The following is a 15690-nucleotide window of genomic DNA, read 5'->3' as shown; positions in this document are numbered from 1 at the left end:
AGGCGATGGCGTGGGCCCGGCCGGCGCGCTCCTCGGCCTGGCCGCGGGGCTGGCGCTGGTGCTGCTGGCGCTCCGCGAGGCGACGGAGGCGGGACGATCCGCCGCCGCCTGGCCGCGGCTGGCGGCGGCGACGCGGGGCGCCGGGGAGCGGCCGCTCCTGGCCTTCCTGGCGGGGGCGGGCGGAACGGTGCTGCTGGGCTCCTCCAGCGCCTGGGTGATCCTGCTGGAGGCGCTGGCCGACGCCGGAGCCGTCGACCTGGCCGGCGCGGTGGCCATGGTGCTGGGTGCCAACGTGGGCACCACCCTGACCTCGCACGTGGCCGCCGCCCCGCTCCCCTGGCCCTGGGCGCTGGCCCTCTGGGCCGCGGGCCGGGCGTCGGCCGGGCGGGCCAGGCGCCCGGCGTGGAGGACGGTCGCGGGCACCGCCGGCGCCCTGGGCGCGCTCCTGGCCGGACTCGACCTGCTGGGCGGGGCGGCGCGCGCGGCGCTGGCCGGAGCGGGCGGCGCGGGGTGGCTGGAGTCGGCGCTGGGCGGTGCCGGGGCCGGGTGGGGCTTCCTGGTGGGGACGGCGGCGACGGCGCTGGCCTTCTCCTCGGCGCTGGTGGTGGGCCTGCTGGAACGGCTGCTCCAGGCGGGCGCCCTCGGCCTGGGGCAGGCGATCCCCGTCCTCTTGGGCAGCGACCTGGGCACCGTCGCCGACACGCTGCTGGCGGCGGCGGCGCTGGGACGGCGCGCGCGGGCGGTGGCGGCCGCCCACCTCCTCTTCAACCTGGCCGCCGACCTGGCCTGGCTCCTCCTCGGCCGCGAGGCGCTGGCGCGGGCGGCGGGGGCGCTGGCGGCGGCGCCGGCGGCCCGGCTGGCCATGGCGCACAGCCTGCTCAACCTGCTCGCGGCGCTGCCGCTTCTGCCCGCGCGGCGCGCCCTCGCCCGCGCCGCCCTGGCGCTGGCGGGCGCCGGGGCAGACTAGGGCCGCGGTTATAATGTCCGCGGACAGTGGCTGGAGGAGATCGCCAGCCCGGAGAGGCCTCGGGATCCGGCCCTCGGGGCCGCCGGGCGGGAAGGAGGCCGGAAGGTGACCGTTCGCGTCGGCATCAACGGATTCGGCAGCATCGGAAGGCGGTTCACGCGCCAGGCCTGGGAGGATCCGGAGGTCGAGGTGGTGGCGGTCAACGACGTGGCCGACGTCGCCTCGTTCGCGCTGTTGCTGAAATACGACAGCAATTACGGGGTCTGGGAGCACGACGTCCGCGCGGAGGAGGACGCCATCCGCGTGGACGACCGCAGGATCGCCTTCCTCCGCCATACCGACCCCGGCGAGATCCCCTGGCGGGAGTACGGCGTCGACGTGGTCATCGAGTCGACGGGCCGCTTCACCGACCGGGAGCACGCCCGCCTGCACATCGACCGCGGCGGCGCGCGCAAGGTGATCATCTCGGCGCCGGCCAAGGGCGAGGACATCACCGTCGTGCTGGGCGTCAACGAGGACCAGTACGACCCGGCCCGCCATCATGTCATCTCCAACGCCAGCTGCACCACCAACTCGCTGGCCCCCATGGTGAAGGTGCTCCACCGGGAGTTCGGCGTCGTGCGCGGCCTGATGACCACCGTCCACTCCTACACCAACGACCAGCGCATCCTCGACCTGCCCCACAAGGACCTGCGCCGGGCGCGGGCCGGCGCCCAGAACATCATCCCTACCACCACAGGCGCCGCCGTCGCCATCGGGCGCGTCATCCCGGAGCTGAACGGCAAGCTGAACGGCTTTTCGCTGCGCGTGCCCACGCCCACCGTCTCCATCACCGACCTGGTCTCCGAGCTCGCCCGCGACGTGACCGAGGAGGAGGTGAACGCGGCCTTCGAGCGCTGGGCGGAGGGGCCGATGAAGGGCATTCTGGGCGTCAGCCGCGAGCCGCTGGTCTCCATGGACTACAAGGGCTCCACCTACTCCTCCATCGTGGACGAGCTCTCCACCATGGTGCTGGAGGGACGCCTCGTCAAGACGGTCGCCTGGTACGACAACGAGTGGGGCTATTCGGCGCGCCTGCTCGACCTGGTCCGCTTCCTGGCCTCCAAGGGGCTCTGAGGCCGCCGCGCCGCACGCCGGCACGGTGCGCCGTGCCGCGACCACGGGGGAGGTGCAAGAGCATGGCCAAGAAGACCGTCCGCGACATCGACGTGCGAGGCAGGCGCGTCCTTCTCCGGGTCGACTTCAACGTTCCCCTGAAGGAAGGTTGGGTGGCCGACGACGCGCGCATCCGCGCCGCCCTGCCCACCATCCGCTACCTCCTGGACCAGGGCGCGCGCGTGGTCGCTTGCTCCCACCTGGGGCGGCCCAAGGGCGAGGTGGTTCCAGGCCTCAGCCTGGCGCCGGTGGCCCGGCGGCTGGGCGAGCTGCTCGGGCGGCCCGTGCCGCTGGCCCCCGACAGCGTGGGCCCCGAGGTGGAGGCCATGGTCGACCGCCTCCAGCCCGGCGAGATCCTCCTGCTCGAGAACCTCCGCTTCCGCCCCGGGGAGGAGCGGAACGACCCGCGTTTCGTCGAGGCGCTGGCGCGCCTGGCCGATCTCTGGGTCAACGACGCCTTCGGCTCCTCCCACCGCGCGCACGCCAGCACCGCCGGTGTGGGGAGCCGGCTGGAGGGCGTAGCGGGCTTCCTGATGGAGCAGGAGATCCGCGGCCTCTCCCGTCTCTTCGGGCCGGAGCGACCCTACGTGGTGCTGGTGGGCGGAGCCAAGGTCAAGGACAAGCTGCCGGTTCTGCAGGCTCTCCTGGAGAAGGCCGACGTGCTGCTCATGGGCGGCGGCATGGCCAACACCTTCCTTCTGGCCATGGGGCACCGGATGGGCAAGTCGCTGGTGGAGCCGGAGCTGGCGAGCGAGGCGCGGGCGCTGGTCCACCGCGCGCACCAGCTGGGGCGCGAGCTGCAGTTCCCCATCGACCTGGTGGTGGGCGACTTCTTCGAGGAGACGGCCGACCACCAAGTGGTGACGGTGGACGCGGTGCCGGAGACGTGGGTGGCCATGGATATCGGGCCCCGGACCGTCGAGCGCTTCGCGGCCGAGATCCGCAAGGCGCGGACCATCTTCTGGAACGGCCCGCTGGGCGTCACCGAATGGTACGACTTCGCCCAGGGGACGCGACGGCTGGCCGAGGTGATCGCGCACAGCCACGCCTACAAGGTGGTGGGCGGCGGCGATTCGGTGCGCGTGGTGGACGAGCTGGGCCTGGCGGACCGCTTCGACCACGTCTCCACGGGCGGCGGCGCCTCGCTGGAGTTCGTGCAGGGGAAGCCGCTCCCCGGCATCGAGGCGCTGGCCGATGCCTGAGGCCGGGGGCCGGCGGCCGCTGGTGGCCGCCAACTGGAAGATGAACCGCGGCGCGCCGGCCGAGGCGCGCGAGCTGGCGGCGGCGGTCCGCCGGGAGCTGGAGGCGCTGGGCCTCGATCCCGGCCGTCCCGGCGAGCCCGAGGTGGTGCTCTGCCCGCCGTACACCGGGCTGGCGGCGGCGGGTGAGGCGCTGGCGCGGTCGGGGCTGGAGCTGGGCGCCCAGGACCTGGACCCGCGGCCGGCGGGCGCCTTCACCGGGGGCGTCTCGGCGGCCATGCTCCTGGGCGCCGGCGCGCGATGGGCGATCGTCGGCCACTCCGAGCGCCGCCTGGTCTACGGCGAGGACGACGCCGCGGTGCAGAGAAAGGTGGCGGCGGCGCTGCAGGCGGGGCTCCGTCCCATCCTCTGCGTCGGCGAGACGGCGGAGGAGCGGGACGCGGGGCGTACCGAGGCGGTGGTGGGACGCCAGCTGGCGGCCGCGTTGGCCGGGCTGGAGGCCGCCGCGCTGGGCCGCCTGGTGGTGGCCTACGAACCGGTCTGGGCCATCGGCACCAGCCGTGCCGCCCAGCCCGAGGATGCGGCGCAGGTGGCCGCCTTCATCCGCGAGAGGGCGGGCCGCTGGCTGGGCGGCGACGCGGCGGAGCTGCGCGTCCTCTACGGAGGAAGCGTCAAGGCCGCCAACGCGGAGGGCTTCCTGCGCCAGGCGGAGCTCGACGGGGCGCTGGTGGGCGGCGCGAGCCTGGAGGCGGCCGAGTTCGCCGCCATCGTCGCCGCCGCGCGCCGCCGGGGCGGGTGGGGCGCGTGACGGCGACGGGCGGGACGGCCCGGCCCGGGCCCGTGCGGGGCCCGCTGGCCATCGTGGTCCTGGACGGCTGGGGCATCCGGCGCGAGCGCCGCGGCAACGCCATCCTGGCGGCGCGGACGCCGGTGATGGACCGCCTCTGGCGCGAGTGGCCGCATACCGAGCTCCAGGCCTCGGGCGAGGCGGTGGGACTGACGGCGGGGCAGATGGGCAACTCCAACGTCGGCCACCTGACCATCGGGGCGGGGCGGATCGTCTGGCAGGACCTGGTCCGCATCGACCGGGCCGTCCGGGACGGGAGCTTCTTCGAGAACCCGGTGCTGCGCCGGGTGATGGAGGAGACGCGCGCCGCCGGACGGGCGCTGCACGTGATCGGTCTGCTCTCGGACGGGGGCGTCCACAGCCACATCCGCCACGCCCTGGCCCTGCTGGAGATGGCGGCGCGCGCGGGGCTCGGGCGCGTCTACCTGCACGCCTTCCTGGACGGGAGGGACACGCCGCCGCGGAGCGCGGAGCCCTTCCTGCGCGAGGCGCAGGCCAGGGCGGAGAGCCTGGGCCTGCCGGGCATCGCCACGGTGACCGGCCGCTACTACGCCATGGACCGCGACCGCCGCTGGGAGCGGACGGAGCGGGCCTACCGGGCGCTGGTGGAGGGCCGCGGATTGGCCGCCCGGGAGCCTCTGGAGGCGCTTCACGCCGCCTACGCGCGCGACGAGAGCGACGAGTTCGTCCAGCCCACCGTCATCCTGCCCTCGCCGGACGGCGGCGGGGAGGCGCCGGGCCGCATCCGGCCCGGCGACGGCGTCGTCTTCTTCAACTTCCGCGCCGACCGGGCGCGCCAGCTGACGCACGCGCTGACCGACGACCGCTTCGAGCCCTTCCCGCGCCCGGCGCTGGGGCTGCGCTTCGTCATGATGACCCGCTACGAGGAGTCGCTGGCGCTGCCCGTCGCCTTCCCCAAGCCGGATCTGACGGAGACGCTGGGCGAGCTGGTGGCGCGCGCGGGCGGCCGCCAGCTGCGCATCGCCGAGACCGAGAAGTACGCGCACGTCACCTACTTCTTCAACGGCGGCGAGGAACGCCAGTTCGAAGGCGAGGACCGCATTCTGGTTCCTTCGCCCAAGGTGGCCACCTATGACCTGAAGCCGGAGATGAGCGCGCCCGAGATTACCGAACGGCTGTTGCAGGCGCTGGCGGGGAACGACTACCGCCTGGTCGTCCTCAACTTCGCCAACGCCGATATGGTGGGTCACACCGGCGACTTCGAGGCCGCGGTCCGCGCCGTGGAGACGGTGGACGGCTGCGTCGGGCGGGTGGTGGAGGGCGTCCTGGAGCGGGAGGGCGCGGTGCTGATCACGGCCGACCACGGCAACGCCGAGGAGATGGAGGACGCGTCGACGGGCCAGGCGCATACGGCCCATACCGCCAACCCCGTCCCCTTCATCGCCGTGGTGCCGGGCCGGGCGCCGCGCGAGCTGGCCCCGGGGGGCCTGCGCGACGTGGCGCCCACCGCTCTCGGTCTCCTCGGGCTTCCGCGGCCGGCGGTGATGGAGGGCCGCGACCTCCTGGCGGAGCCGGCCGAGGCGTGAGCCCGCGGGCCGCCGGGCGCGGTGCGAACGAAGGGAGGAAGCATCCCCATGGCGACGATCGTCGGAGTCCACGGGCGTCAGATCCTCGACTCGCGGGGGCATCCCACGCTGGAGGTGGACGTCGAGCTGGAAGACGGCACGCTGGGGCGCGCCGCGGTCCCCTCCGGCGCCTCCACCGGCAGCCACGAGGCGCGGGAGCTGCGCGACCAGGACCCCTCCCGCTGGGGCGGGCGGGGCGTGGAGGAGGCCGTCCGGCACGTCAACGACGAGATCGCGGCCGAGCTGATGGGCTGGGACGCCGAGGAGCAGGCGGGCATCGACAGGGCGCTGATCGAGCTGGACGGCACGCCGGACAAGTCGCGCCTCGGCGCCAACGCCATCGTCGGCGCCTCGATGGCGGTGGCGAGAGCCGCCGCCCGCTCGCTGGGCGTCCCCCTCTACCGCTACCTGGGCGGCGCGGGCGCGCGGCTCCTCCCCGTCCCCATGCTCAACGTGGTCAACGGCGGGCGCCACGCCCAGAACCCGCTGGACGTGCAGGAGTTCCTGCTCGTCCCCCTCGGCTTCGAGCGCTTCGCCGACGCGCTCCGCGCCGGCGCCGAAAGCTTCCAGGCGCTCCGCACCCTCCTGGCCGAACGGGGCCTCACCACGGCGGTGGGCGACGAGGGCGGCTTCGCCCCGGCGCTGGAGAAGCCCGAGGAGGTGCTCGACCTGCTGGTGGCGGCCATCGAACGTGCGGGCTACCGGCCGGGCGAGCAGGTGGCGTTGGCCGTGGACGTGGCCGCCAGCGAGCTGGGCGACGCCACGCGCGGCTACCGCCTGGAGGGTCGCGAGCGCTCTGCGGAGGAGCTGATCGGCCTCTACGAGGAGTGGGCGGCCCGCTACCCGCTGGTCTCGCTGGAGGACGGGCTCGGCGAGGAAGACTGGGACGCCTGGCGGACGCTGACAGAGAGGTTGGGTCGGAGGCTGCAGCTGGTGGGCGACGACATCTTCGTCACGCACCCGGAACGGCTCCGCCGCGGCATCCGCGAAGGGGTGGCCAACGCCATCCTGGTCAAGGTGAACCAGATCGGCACCGTCAGCGAAACGCTGGAGACGATGCGCCTGGCGCGCGAGCATGGTTACCGGACGGTGGTCTCGCACCGTTCCGGGGAGACGCCCGACGCCTTCATCGCCGACCTGGCGGTGGCCACCGGCGCCGGCCAGATCAAGACCGGAGCGCCTTCCCGGGGCGAGCGCGTGGCCAAGTACAACCAGCTCCTGCGCATCGAGGAGGAACTGGGCGAGAGCGCCCTCTTCGCGGGGCGCTCGCTCTACGCCCGCGCCTGAGCAGCGGGCGCGCCGCTCCGGCGCGGCCCGGGCAGTCTATGCTAGACTGGCGGAGTCCCGAGGGGAGGCGTCCGGATCGCGCCGGCGCCCCCCGTCGCGTGGAGGTGCGGCGCCTTGCTGGCAACCGTTCTGACCATCCTCTTCGTCCTGGCCTCGGTCGTGCTGGGGGCGGCGGTCCTGCTCCAGTCGGGCAAGTCGGCCGGCCTCTCGGGCGCCATCGGCGGCGGTGCCGAACAGATCTTCGGCAAGCGGAGCGGCCTGGACCAGTTCCTCTCGCGCGTCACCGTCGTCGTCGCCGTCCTGCTGGCCGCCGTCGCCCTGGCGCTGGCCTTCGTGGAGCGGTAGGGGGCGGGAAGGGGGCGTGCACGGCTTGGACGAGCCCGCCGAGCGGGCCGAGGCCGAGCGGGAGGAGCGCATCCTCGCCTTCATGCGCGAGGAAGCCTACCGACCCCTCACCGAAGAGGAGCTGATGCGGGCGCTCCACGTGCCCCGCGGCGCCTCCGAGGCAGTCCGCCGCCTCCTCCAGGAGATGGAGGCGCGCGGCGCCATCGTCCGCACGCGCCGGAACCGGTTGGGCGTGCCCGAGCGGATGAACCTGGTGGTCGGTCGCCTGGAGGCCCATGAGAAGGGCTACGGCTTCGTCCTGGCCGGCGACCGGCAGGCGCGCGACGTCTACGTGGCCGCCGGCGACATGGACGGAGCGCTCCACGGCGACCTGGTGGTCGCCCGGCTCCTCGACCTGGAGCGGGACGGGCGCCGCACCGGCCGGGTGATCCGCGTCCTGGAGCGGGCGCATCCCACCATGGTCGGCCTCCTGGAGGTGCAGGGCGACTACGGCCTCGTCCGCCCCGACGACCGCCGCCTGCCCACCATCTTCGTCCCGGGCAGCGCCCTCGCCGGCGCGTCCAGCGGGGAGAAGGTGGTCGTCCAGATCGATCGCTGGCCGGAGGGCCGCCAGGGCGCCGTCGGTCGCATCCTCTCGCGCCTGGGACGGGCTGACGAGCCGGGCGTCGACATCCTCTCCATCCTCACCGCCCACGGGCTCCGGCCCGACTTCCCCGAGGAGGTCCTCGCCGAGGCGGCCGCCGTCCCCCAACAGGTACGTCCCTCCGAGCGGAGGGGCCGTCTCGACCTGCGCCGGCAGACCGTGGTCACCATCGACAGCGAGGAGACGCGCGACATCGACGACGCCGTCTCCCTGGAACCGGGCGCGGGTGGCGCGCGCTGGCGGCTGGGCGTCCACATCGCCGACGTCAGCCACTACGTGCGCGAGGGGAGCGCGCTGGACCGCGAGGCGCGGCGGCGGGGCACCAGCGTCTACCTGGTGGACCGCGTGCTGCCCATGCTGCCGCCCGAACTCTCCAACGGCATCGCCAGCCTCAACCCGGGGGTCGACCGGCTGACGCTCAGCGTCTTCATCGACTTCGACGCGCGCGGCGAGCGGCTGGATCACCGGATCGTCCCCAGCGTCATCCGCTCCAGCGCGCGGCTCACCTACACCCAGGTCTGGGCGCTCTTCCGCGGCGACGCGGCCGTCCGCCGGGAGCTGGGCGAGCCGGTGGCCACCATGCTGCTGGAGATGCGGGAGCTGGCGGCGCGGCTGCACGAGCGGAGGAAGGAGCGCGGCGCCATCGACCTGGACCTGCCCGAGGCCCAGGCGCTCCTCGACCAGGCCGGCCGCGCCACCGACATCGTGGTGGCGGAGCGGAACGAGGCGCACCGCCTCATCGAGGAGTTCATGCTGGCGGCCAACGAGACGGTGGCGGAGGAGTTCTTTTGGCGGCGGCTCCCGTTCCTCTTCCGGGTGCACGAGCGCCCGTCGCCGGAGCGTCTCGAGCAGCTACGCGCCGCCCTGGGCCGCATGGGCATCGCCTGGCGCTCGGTGGCCGAGCCGCATCCCCGCGAGCTGCAGCGCGTGGTCGAGCAGGTGCGCGGGCGTCCGGGCGAGCGCCTCATCCACACGCTGGTCCTGCGCTCCATGGCCCGCGCCCGCTACGCCCCGGAGAACCTGGGCCACTACGCCCTGGCGACGCGCAACTACTGCCACTTCACCTCCCCCATCCGCCGCTACCCCGACCTGTTCATCCACCGCGTGATCCACGCCGCCCTCCGCCCCGGGGGCGTGCCGCCGGCCAAGGAGGCCGAATGGCGCCGGCTGCTCCCCGCGCTGGCCGACCACTGCTCGGCTACGGAACGCGAGGCGGAGGAGGCCGAGCGCGAGTCGGTCGAGGCCAAGATGATGGAAGTGATGGAGGGCCGCGTGGGCGAGGTCTTCGAGGGTTGGGTGAGCGGCGTCGCCTCGTTCGGCATCTTCGTACAGCTCTCCAACCTGGCCGAGGGCCTGGTCCACGTCTCCACCATGACCGACGACTACTACCAGTACGACGCCGAGGCGCTCCAGCTGGTGGGCGAGCGGAGCGGGCGGATCTTCCGCCTGGGCGACCCCGTCCGCGTCCGCGTGGCCGCGGTGGACCGGGTGGAGCGGCGCATGGACCTGCTCCTGGTGGAGCCGGCCGGCGACGAGGCGGCGGACCGGTCGGCGCGGAGCCGACGGGGAGGACGCGCCCGGCGGGCGGACGCCGGAGCCGAGGCCGCAGCGCCCGCGGAGGCGGCGACCGGCGGGCGGCGCAAGGCCCGGCGCAAGAGCGCCAAGGGCCGCACCGCCTCCGCTCCGCGACGGCGCGGAAAGCCAGGACCGCCAGCCGCGCACCGCGATTAGCGCGCGCCTGCCTTGGCCCCTGTTCTCAGTATCCCTCCCCCCGGCGGCGTCGAGACTAGCGACTGACTCCGGCCGATGGGAGGTGAGTCAGGATGGCACGAGGCCAGGGCAACCGGACGCTCGTCAAGGAGGCCGCTCGCGCGCTGGACCAGTTCAAGTACGAGGTCGCCTCGGAGATCGGCGTCACCCCGCCCCAGAGCGGCTACTGGGGCGACCTGCCCGCTCGCCAGTGCGGCGCGGTGGGAGGCAACATGGTGCGCCGCATGATCCAGCTGGCGGAGCAGAACCTCTCCACGCAGTACCCCGCCCAGCGGTAAACGCGCGGGTCCCGAACCCCGCCGGCCGCCGGCGGGCGGCCCTTCACCTCTCCCCTGACCGCTGACGTTGGCGGAGGGATCCGGTGGCTCGGATCCTTCCGCCTTATAATGGCCTGGGATGAAGAGCGCGATGCAGGCGGAGCGAAGGGAGCCTGCCGGCTTCCGCTGGAGGGGCCGCCCGGCGGGCGCGGCCCGCTGGAGACGGCTGGCCGTCGCGGCGCTGGCCCTCCTGTTGCTGGCCTTCGCGGCGCCGCCCGCCCGGCTGCTGGCCGCGCCGGCCACCGGGACGGCCGCCACCTCGGACCCGGCCGCCCTGGAGCGGGAGGCGCAGGCGATCGAGGAGCTCCTGCGCTGCCCGGTTTGCAACGGCGAGTCGGTGGCGGAGTCGCAGACGGCCGAGTCGGCCCAGATGCGCGCCCAGATCCGGCAGATGCTGGCCGAGGGAAAGAGCCGGCAGCAGATCCTGGACTACTACGTGCGCAACTTCGGCATCTGGATCCTGAACGAGCCGCCGCGGCAGGGCGCCTTCTTGGCCGTCTGGCTCCTGCCGCTCTTGGGGCTCGCGGCGGGGGCCGCGGCCCTGGCGTTCTGGCTCCGCTCACGGCTCAGGCCGGCGCCCGACCGGGGCGCCGGGACGGGGGACGCGCGGCCGGCGCCGGCGGCGGCCGCGGTGGAGGAGGAGTTGCGCCGCTGGCTCTGAACGGTGCGGTCCGGCGAGAGGAGGTGGAGACGGGTGCGGGGCGACCGGCAGGTGGCGGAAAACCGGAAGGCGCGCCACGACTACTTCGTGGAGGAGACAGTCGAGGCGGGGCTGGTCCTGACCGGCACCGAGATCAAGTCCATCCGCGCCGGCCACGTCAACCTGCGCGAGAGCCATGCCATGATCCGGAACGGCGAGGTCTTCCTCTACGGGATGCACATCGCCCCCTACGAACAGGGCAACCGGTTCAACCACGACCCCCTGCGCCCCAGGAAGCTCCTCCTCCACCGCCGCGAGATCGACCGCCTCTACGGACGAGTGCGCCAGCAGGGCTTCACCCTGGTGCCGCTCCGCCTCTACATCGCGCGCGGGCGGGCCAAGGTGGAGCTGGCGCTGGTCCGCGGCAAGAAGCAGTATGATAAGCGGAGGGCGATCGCGGAGCGCGACGCCAGGCGGCGGATCGAGCGGGCCCTGCGCCAGCGCTGAACGCCGCCCGCGACGCCCGGAAGATTTGCGGGGGTGAGCAGGCTCGACGCGAGCCGGGCTGGCAGGGGCAGCGAGCCGAGCACCGCGTCTCGGAAAACCGCGGAAGCACCATCAGGTGCCAACGAAGAGTACGCTCTGGCTGCCTAACTAGCACGCCACGTCGACGGCGGACCTGCCTGCGGTCGCCGCTCGACGTCACTCGGCAGGCTGGTCGCCCTACCCCCTCCCCGCGGGGAGGGTGACGAGATCCAGGCGGGGTGGCTGCCGCCGGGCCCGCCCTCGGGCGCGGCGACGGCGAGATCCGTACGAGGGCTACGCTCGTAGAATCCCTGTGGGCTCGTTCGCGGACCGGGGGGGCAGCTCCCCCGCACCTCCACCACTTTCCAGGACCCAATCCTTGCGGGAGGAGCGGCGCCGGGGCCAGACCCCGGCGCCCGTTCCGTGCGAGGCGGCGGAGGATGCCTGCCGCCGCACCGCCTCGCCCGCGTCGCGGGGAGGATGCCCTTTGGAGGCGAACGGCCGGCCGAGCCTGGTGCTGGCGACGCACAACCCGGGCAAAGTGGAGGAGCTGGTGGCGCTCATGGCCGCGCTGGGAGTGGAGACGGGGCGGCTCCGGCTCCTCACGCTCGACGACCTGCCCGGCTACCGGCCTCCCGAGGAAGACGGCTCCACGTACCAGGAGAACGCCCTGATCAAGGCGCGGGCGGCGGCGCGCGCCGCGGGGACGTGGGCGCTGGCCGACGACTCGGGCGTGGCGGTGGAGGCCCTGGGGGGCCGGCCAGGCATCCACTCGGCGCGCTGGGCGGGAACGGGGGCGACGGCCGAGGCGAACAACCGGAAGCTTCTGCAGGAGATGACCGGCCTGCCGCCCGAGCGGCGCGGCGCCACCTTCCACGCCGCGCTGGCGCTGGTGGCGCCCGACGGGCGCGAATGGGTGACCGTGGCGCAGACGCCCGGCCGCATCCTGGAGGCCCCGCGGGGGTCGAACGGCTTCGGCTACGACCCGCTCTTTCTCCTGCCGCAGCTGGGAAAGACGTACGCCGAGCTGGAGGGAGAGGAGAAGAACCGTTACAGCCACCGCGGGGAAGCGATGCGGGCGCTGGTGCCGATCTTGCGGCGGGAACTGCTCGGATGCTAGCATCCATTTTTGCGGAGCGTGGCGCAGCTTGGCAGCGCGCCTGCCTTGGGCGCAGGAGGTCGCCGGTTCGAATCCGGCCGCTCCGACCATTTTGTCCGGCCCGGCCGCGGGGACCGGCGGGCCCTCGGCTCAGTCCGGCGACCGCTCCAGGCGCTCCTCGAGAAAGGCCTTGAGGGCGACAGCGTTGTTGTAGACCGGCTCCCGCGCCGCGTAGAGAAGGGTGACGCCGCCCGAGCGCGCCGCCTCCAGGAGCGGCTGCCAGGCGTCGGGTCGCGCCTCCAGCTCGGCGCTGTAGCGGCGCCGGAACTCCGCCCAGCGCGCGGGATCGTGGGCGAACCAGCGGCGCAGTTCCGGCGAGGGCGCCGCTTCCTTCAGCCAACGGTCGACGCCGGCCGCCTCGCGCGAGAGGCCGCGCGGCCAGAGGCGGTCGACCAGGCAGCGCAGCCCGTCCCCCTCCTCCGCCGGCTCGTAGACACGCTTGACGCGGATCATGGCCGTCCCTCCCTGCCCGGGCCGCGAGGCCCCGGCGGCCCCGGCCCGCCACCATCTTATCGGCGTGCCTCGACAGGCGCAGCCCGGCGCGGCAGAATAGGATGGCCGGCGCGGCCCGCCTGCTGGCGCGCGCGGGCGGGGCCAAGTACAATGGGTCTGCTCCGGCCAGGGTTTCGGCGGGTGTAGCTCAACGGTAGAGCACCGGCCCTCCAAGCCGGGTACGCGGGTTCGACTCCCGTCACCCGCTCCAGTGCGCGGGCGCCCGTAGCTCAATGGACAGAGCATCGGCCTTCTAAGCCGCTGGTTGCAGGTTCGACTCCTGCCGGGCGCGCCAGCAGGTCTTTCGCGGTGGCTGTAGCTCAGGCGGTCAGAGCGCCAGGTTGTGGCCCTGGAGGCCGTGGGTTCGAGTCCCACCAGCCACCCCACCTCCGTTTGGGGCGTCGCCAAGCGGTAAGGCAGCGGTCTTTGGAACCGCCACGCGCAGGTTCGAATCCTGCCGCCCCAGCCAGTCGCAGAGCGAGGATGGTGGAACCGGCAGACACGCGGGACTTAGGATCCCGTGCCGAGAGGCGTGAGGGTTCGAATCCCTCTCCTCGCACCAGATCTGACGGAACAGGGGCGGCGCGGCGCGCCGCCCCTGCGCGCTCCCCGGGCGCGCCCGCCCCCCGGCGGAGGGGCTGCCGGAGAGGCGTGCGGAGCGATGCTATAATGAGCCGTACCCGCGGGGTGGGATGCCCGAAAAGTCAAGCGCGGGGCCATTTTTCGAGTTTTGCGGCCGCGGGGGAGGAGGACCACCGGTTGCGAGCCACGCTGGCGAAGAAGGAGAAGAGCCGCGCCGTCCTGGAGATCGAGGTGGAGGTGCCGCGCGTCGAGCAGGCTCTGGAACGCGCCTACCGCAAGCTGGTCCGCCGGGTGAACATCCCCGGCTTCCGCAAGGGGAAGGCGCCGCGCGGGCTTCTCGAGCGGTACCTGGGGGAGGGTGCGCTCTGGGACGAGGCCGTCGACGAGCTGGTCGGCGAGGCCTACCGGCAAGCGCTCCAGGAGAGCGGCCTCGAGCCCGTGGCCGAACCGGACATCGACATCCTCACCATGAAAAAGGGCGAGCCCTTCACCTTCCGGGCGACGGTGGACGTGCGGCCCGAGGTGGAGCTGGACGACTACCGTACGCTCAAGCTGGAGCCGCGGCCGGTGGAGGTCTCCGAGGAGGAGGTGGAGGCCGAGCTCCAGGCCCTGCGCGAGCGGGAAGCCCAACTGGTGGCGGTCCCGGAGGAAAGCGCCGCGGAGCGCGGCCTTTTCGCCGTCATCGACTTCCGCGGCGAGATGGACGGCAAGCCCATCCCCAACGGCGAGGCCAAGGGGTACATGGTCGAGCTCGGTTCGGGGAGGCTTCTGCCGGAGATCGAGGCGGGGATCGAGGGGATGCACCCCGGGGAGGAGAGGCGGCTGACCGTCCGCTTCCCGGAGGAGTACCCCGAGACGTCGCTGGCCGGCCGCGAGGCCCTCTTCACGGTGAGGCTGCACGAGCTGAAGAGGAAGGAGCTCCCCGACCTCGACGACGACTTCGCCCGCTCCCGCGGCGAAGGGCTGGAGACGCTGGAGGAGCTGCGCGCCCTCCTGCGGCGCCGCCTGCGGGAGCGGAAGGAGACCGAACAGCGCCGCGAGCTGGAGCGCGAGGCGGTGCGGCAGGTGGTGGAGAAGGCGCGGGTCGAGCTCCCCGACTCCATGGTGGAGCACGAGCTGGGCCACCGACTGGAGGATCTTCGCCTCCAGCTGGGCCGCCAGGGCCTCGAGCTGGAGGAGTTCCTGCGCCGGAGCGGGCAGACGCTGGAGCAGCTCCTGGACGAGCTGCGGCCGCAGGCCGTGGAGGACCTGAAGGCCGAGCTGGTGCTGGCCGAGGTGGCGCGCCGGGAGGGCATCGAGGCCGGCGAGGCTGAGGTGGACGAGGAGATCGAGCAGATGGCGGCGGCCTACGGTGAGCGGGCGGCCTCGGTCCGCCAGCTCTTCCGCCAGCCTGCCAACCGCGCCGGGGTGGCCGCCGGGATCGCGCGCCGCAAGGCGGTGGAGCGCCTGGTGGAGATGGGCCTGGCCGGTGTGGAGAATGGAAGCGGAGAGGCAGAGGGCGCAGCCGCAGGGGATGGCGAGCAAGGCCAGGAGGAGGTCGGTGAGGCATGAGAAGCATGGACCACCTGGTTCCCATGGTGATCGAGACCACCAACCGCGGCGAGCGGGCGTACGACATCTACTCCCGCCTTCTGCGCGACCGCATCATCTTCATCGGCACCCCCATCGACGACACCATCGCCAACCTGGTGATCGCCCAGTTGCTCTTCCTGGAGACGGAGGACCCCGACCGCGACGTCTCCATCTACATCAACTCGCCGGGCGGCTCCGTGGACGCCGGGCTGGGCATCTACGACACCATGCAGTACATCAAGCCCGACGTCTCCACCATCTGCGTGGGCGTGGCCATGAGCATGGCGGCCGTCCTCCTGGCCGGTGGCACGCCGGGCAAGCGCTACGCGCTGCCCAACTCGAAGATCCTGATCCACCAGCCCTGGACCGGCGGCCTCCAGGGCCGGGCGACGGACATCAAGATCTACGCCGAGGAGATCATGAAGGACCGCCAGCGGATCAACCGTATTCTCGCCTATCACACTGGCCAGGATATCGAGAAGATCAACACCGATACGGAGAAGGACTACTTCATGTCCGCCGAGGAAGCCAAGGCCTACCACCTCATCGACGATATCCTGATCCCCCGGTCCAAGCGGAAGGAGCACTGAGGGGCTTGGCAGGA

The 15690-nt window shown here is 73.3% G+C and carries 15 protein-coding genes, 6 tRNA genes and 1 other RNA gene; 21 read left to right on the top strand and 1 reads right to left on the bottom strand.

Going from position 1 to position 15690, the window contains the following annotated elements; translation table 11 throughout:
• Positions 1-10: 10 nt before the first annotated feature.
• From K6U79_00505 to K6U79_00440, 14 genes are all read left to right on the top strand, one after another.
• Positions 11-967, top strand: coding sequence for a Na/Pi symporter (locus K6U79_00505; GenBank protein MCL6520838.1), 957 nt, complete (start codon positions 11-13; stop codon positions 965-967).
• A 105-nt stretch (positions 968-1072) separates the two neighbouring features.
• Positions 1073-2083 (top strand): type I glyceraldehyde-3-phosphate dehydrogenase, encoded by a 1011-nt coding sequence (gene gap / locus K6U79_00500; protein MCL6520837.1) that lies wholly within the window; start codon positions 1073-1075, stop codon positions 2081-2083.
• 62 nt (positions 2084-2145) lie between these two features.
• Complete coding sequence (locus tag K6U79_00495; GenBank protein ID MCL6520836.1) at positions 2146-3324, top strand: phosphoglycerate kinase; 1179 nt, start codon at positions 2146-2148, stop codon at positions 3322-3324.
• Positions 3317-4129, top strand: a complete 813-nt coding sequence (tpiA, locus tag K6U79_00490; GenBank protein MCL6520835.1) for a triose-phosphate isomerase — start codon at positions 3317-3319, stop codon at positions 4127-4129. Before K6U79_00495 ends, tpiA begins: the two co-directional genes overlap by 8 nt.
• 32 nt (positions 4130-4161) lie before the next feature.
• A complete protein-coding gene (gpmI, locus tag K6U79_00485; protein MCL6520834.1) occupies positions 4162-5715 on the top strand; it encodes a 2,3-bisphosphoglycerate-independent phosphoglycerate mutase in 1554 nt (517 codons plus the stop codon).
• 48 nt (positions 5716-5763) lie between these two features.
• Positions 5764-7041, top strand: a complete 1278-nt coding sequence (eno, locus tag K6U79_00480) for a phosphopyruvate hydratase (protein ID MCL6520833.1) — start codon at positions 5764-5766, stop codon at positions 7039-7041.
• Between the two features lie 117 nt (positions 7042-7158).
• Positions 7159-7386 (top strand): preprotein translocase subunit SecG, encoded by a 228-nt coding sequence (secG, locus tag K6U79_00475; protein ID MCL6520832.1) that lies wholly within the window; start codon positions 7159-7161, stop codon positions 7384-7386.
• Positions 7387-7402: 16 nt separating this feature from the next.
• Positions 7403-9760, top strand: a complete 2358-nt coding sequence (rnr, locus tag K6U79_00470) for a ribonuclease R (protein ID MCL6520831.1) — start codon at positions 7403-7405, stop codon at positions 9758-9760.
• 92 nt (positions 9761-9852) lie between these two features.
• Positions 9853-10077 (top strand): alpha/beta-type small acid-soluble spore protein, encoded by a 225-nt coding sequence (locus K6U79_00465; protein MCL6520830.1) that lies wholly within the window; start codon positions 9853-9855, stop codon positions 10075-10077.
• A gap of 130 nt (positions 10078-10207) precedes the next feature.
• On the top strand, positions 10208-10777 hold the full coding sequence (locus tag K6U79_00460) for a cytochrome c-type biogenesis protein CcmH (GenBank protein ID MCL6520829.1): 570 nt from the start codon (positions 10208-10210) through the stop codon (positions 10775-10777).
• 33 nt (positions 10778-10810) lie between these two features.
• Complete coding sequence (gene smpB, locus K6U79_00455; protein MCL6520828.1) at positions 10811-11263, top strand: SsrA-binding protein SmpB; 453 nt, start codon at positions 10811-10813, stop codon at positions 11261-11263.
• Between the two features lie 29 nt (positions 11264-11292).
• Positions 11293-11642, top strand: a transfer-messenger RNA (tmRNA) gene (gene ssrA, locus K6U79_00450).
• A gap of 126 nt (positions 11643-11768) precedes the next feature.
• Positions 11769-12401, top strand: a complete 633-nt coding sequence (gene rdgB, locus K6U79_00445; protein MCL6520827.1) for an RdgB/HAM1 family non-canonical purine NTP pyrophosphatase — start codon at positions 11769-11771, stop codon at positions 12399-12401.
• 12 nt (positions 12402-12413) lie between these two features.
• Positions 12414-12490: transfer RNA gene (locus tag K6U79_00440), tRNA-Pro, on the top strand.
• A gap of 40 nt (positions 12491-12530) precedes the next feature.
• Here K6U79_00440 and K6U79_00435 read toward each other — a convergent pair.
• A complete protein-coding gene (locus K6U79_00435) occupies positions 12531-12893 on the bottom strand; it encodes a DUF488 domain-containing protein (GenBank protein ID MCL6520826.1) in 363 nt (120 codons plus the stop codon).
• A gap of 176 nt (positions 12894-13069) precedes the next feature.
• On the opposite strand from K6U79_00435, the gene K6U79_00430 reads away from it, so the two are divergent.
• From K6U79_00430 to clpP, 7 genes are all read left to right on the top strand, one after another.
• Positions 13070-13143 (top strand) — tRNA-Gly (locus tag K6U79_00430).
• 8 nt (positions 13144-13151) lie between these two features.
• Positions 13152-13227: transfer RNA gene (locus K6U79_00425), tRNA-Arg, on the top strand.
• Positions 13228-13241: 14 nt separating this feature from the next.
• Positions 13242-13318 (top strand) — tRNA-His (locus K6U79_00420).
• A gap of 8 nt (positions 13319-13326) precedes the next feature.
• Positions 13327-13401 (top strand) — tRNA-Gln (locus K6U79_00415).
• An 8-nt stretch (positions 13402-13409) separates the two neighbouring features.
• Positions 13410-13494: transfer RNA gene (locus tag K6U79_00410), tRNA-Leu, on the top strand.
• A gap of 197 nt (positions 13495-13691) precedes the next feature.
• Complete coding sequence (gene tig, locus K6U79_00405; GenBank protein MCL6520825.1) at positions 13692-15065, top strand: trigger factor; 1374 nt, start codon at positions 13692-13694, stop codon at positions 15063-15065.
• A 14-nt stretch (positions 15066-15079) separates the two neighbouring features.
• Positions 15080-15676: an ATP-dependent Clp endopeptidase proteolytic subunit ClpP gene (clpP, locus tag K6U79_00400; GenBank protein ID MCL6520824.1), complete on the top strand. Its 597-nt coding sequence runs from the start codon at positions 15080-15082 to the stop codon at positions 15674-15676.
• The last annotated feature ends 14 nt before the right edge of the window (positions 15677-15690 follow it).

The sequence above is a fragment of the Bacillota bacterium genome, assembly GCA_023511835.1.
Lineage (GTDB): Bacteria > Bacillota > Sulfobacillia > JAIMAT01 > JAIMAT01 > JAIMAT01.
This window is presented reverse-complemented; position numbering and strand designations above follow the sequence as displayed.

Bases quoted from the DNA above. Each gene is read 5' to 3' on its own strand.
- K6U79_00495 (MCL6520836.1), top strand. From the start codon at position 2,146: ATGGCCAAGAAGACCGTCCGCGACATCGACGTGCGAGGCAGGCGCGTC.
- tpiA (MCL6520835.1), top strand. From the start codon at position 3,317: ATGCCTGAGGCCGGGGGCCGGCGGCCGCTGGTGGCCGCCAACTGGAAG.
- eno (MCL6520833.1), top strand. From the start codon at position 5,764: ATGGCGACGATCGTCGGAGTCCACGGGCGTCAGATCCTCGACTCGCGG.
- K6U79_00465 (MCL6520830.1), top strand. From the start codon at position 9,853: ATGGCACGAGGCCAGGGCAACCGGACGCTCGTCAAGGAGGCCGCTCGC.
- K6U79_00460 (MCL6520829.1), top strand. From the start codon at position 10,208: ATGCAGGCGGAGCGAAGGGAGCCTGCCGGCTTCCGCTGGAGGGGCCGC.
- K6U79_00435 (MCL6520826.1), bottom strand. From the start codon at position 12,893: ATGATCCGCGTCAAGCGTGTCTACGAGCCGGCGGAGGAGGGGGACGGG.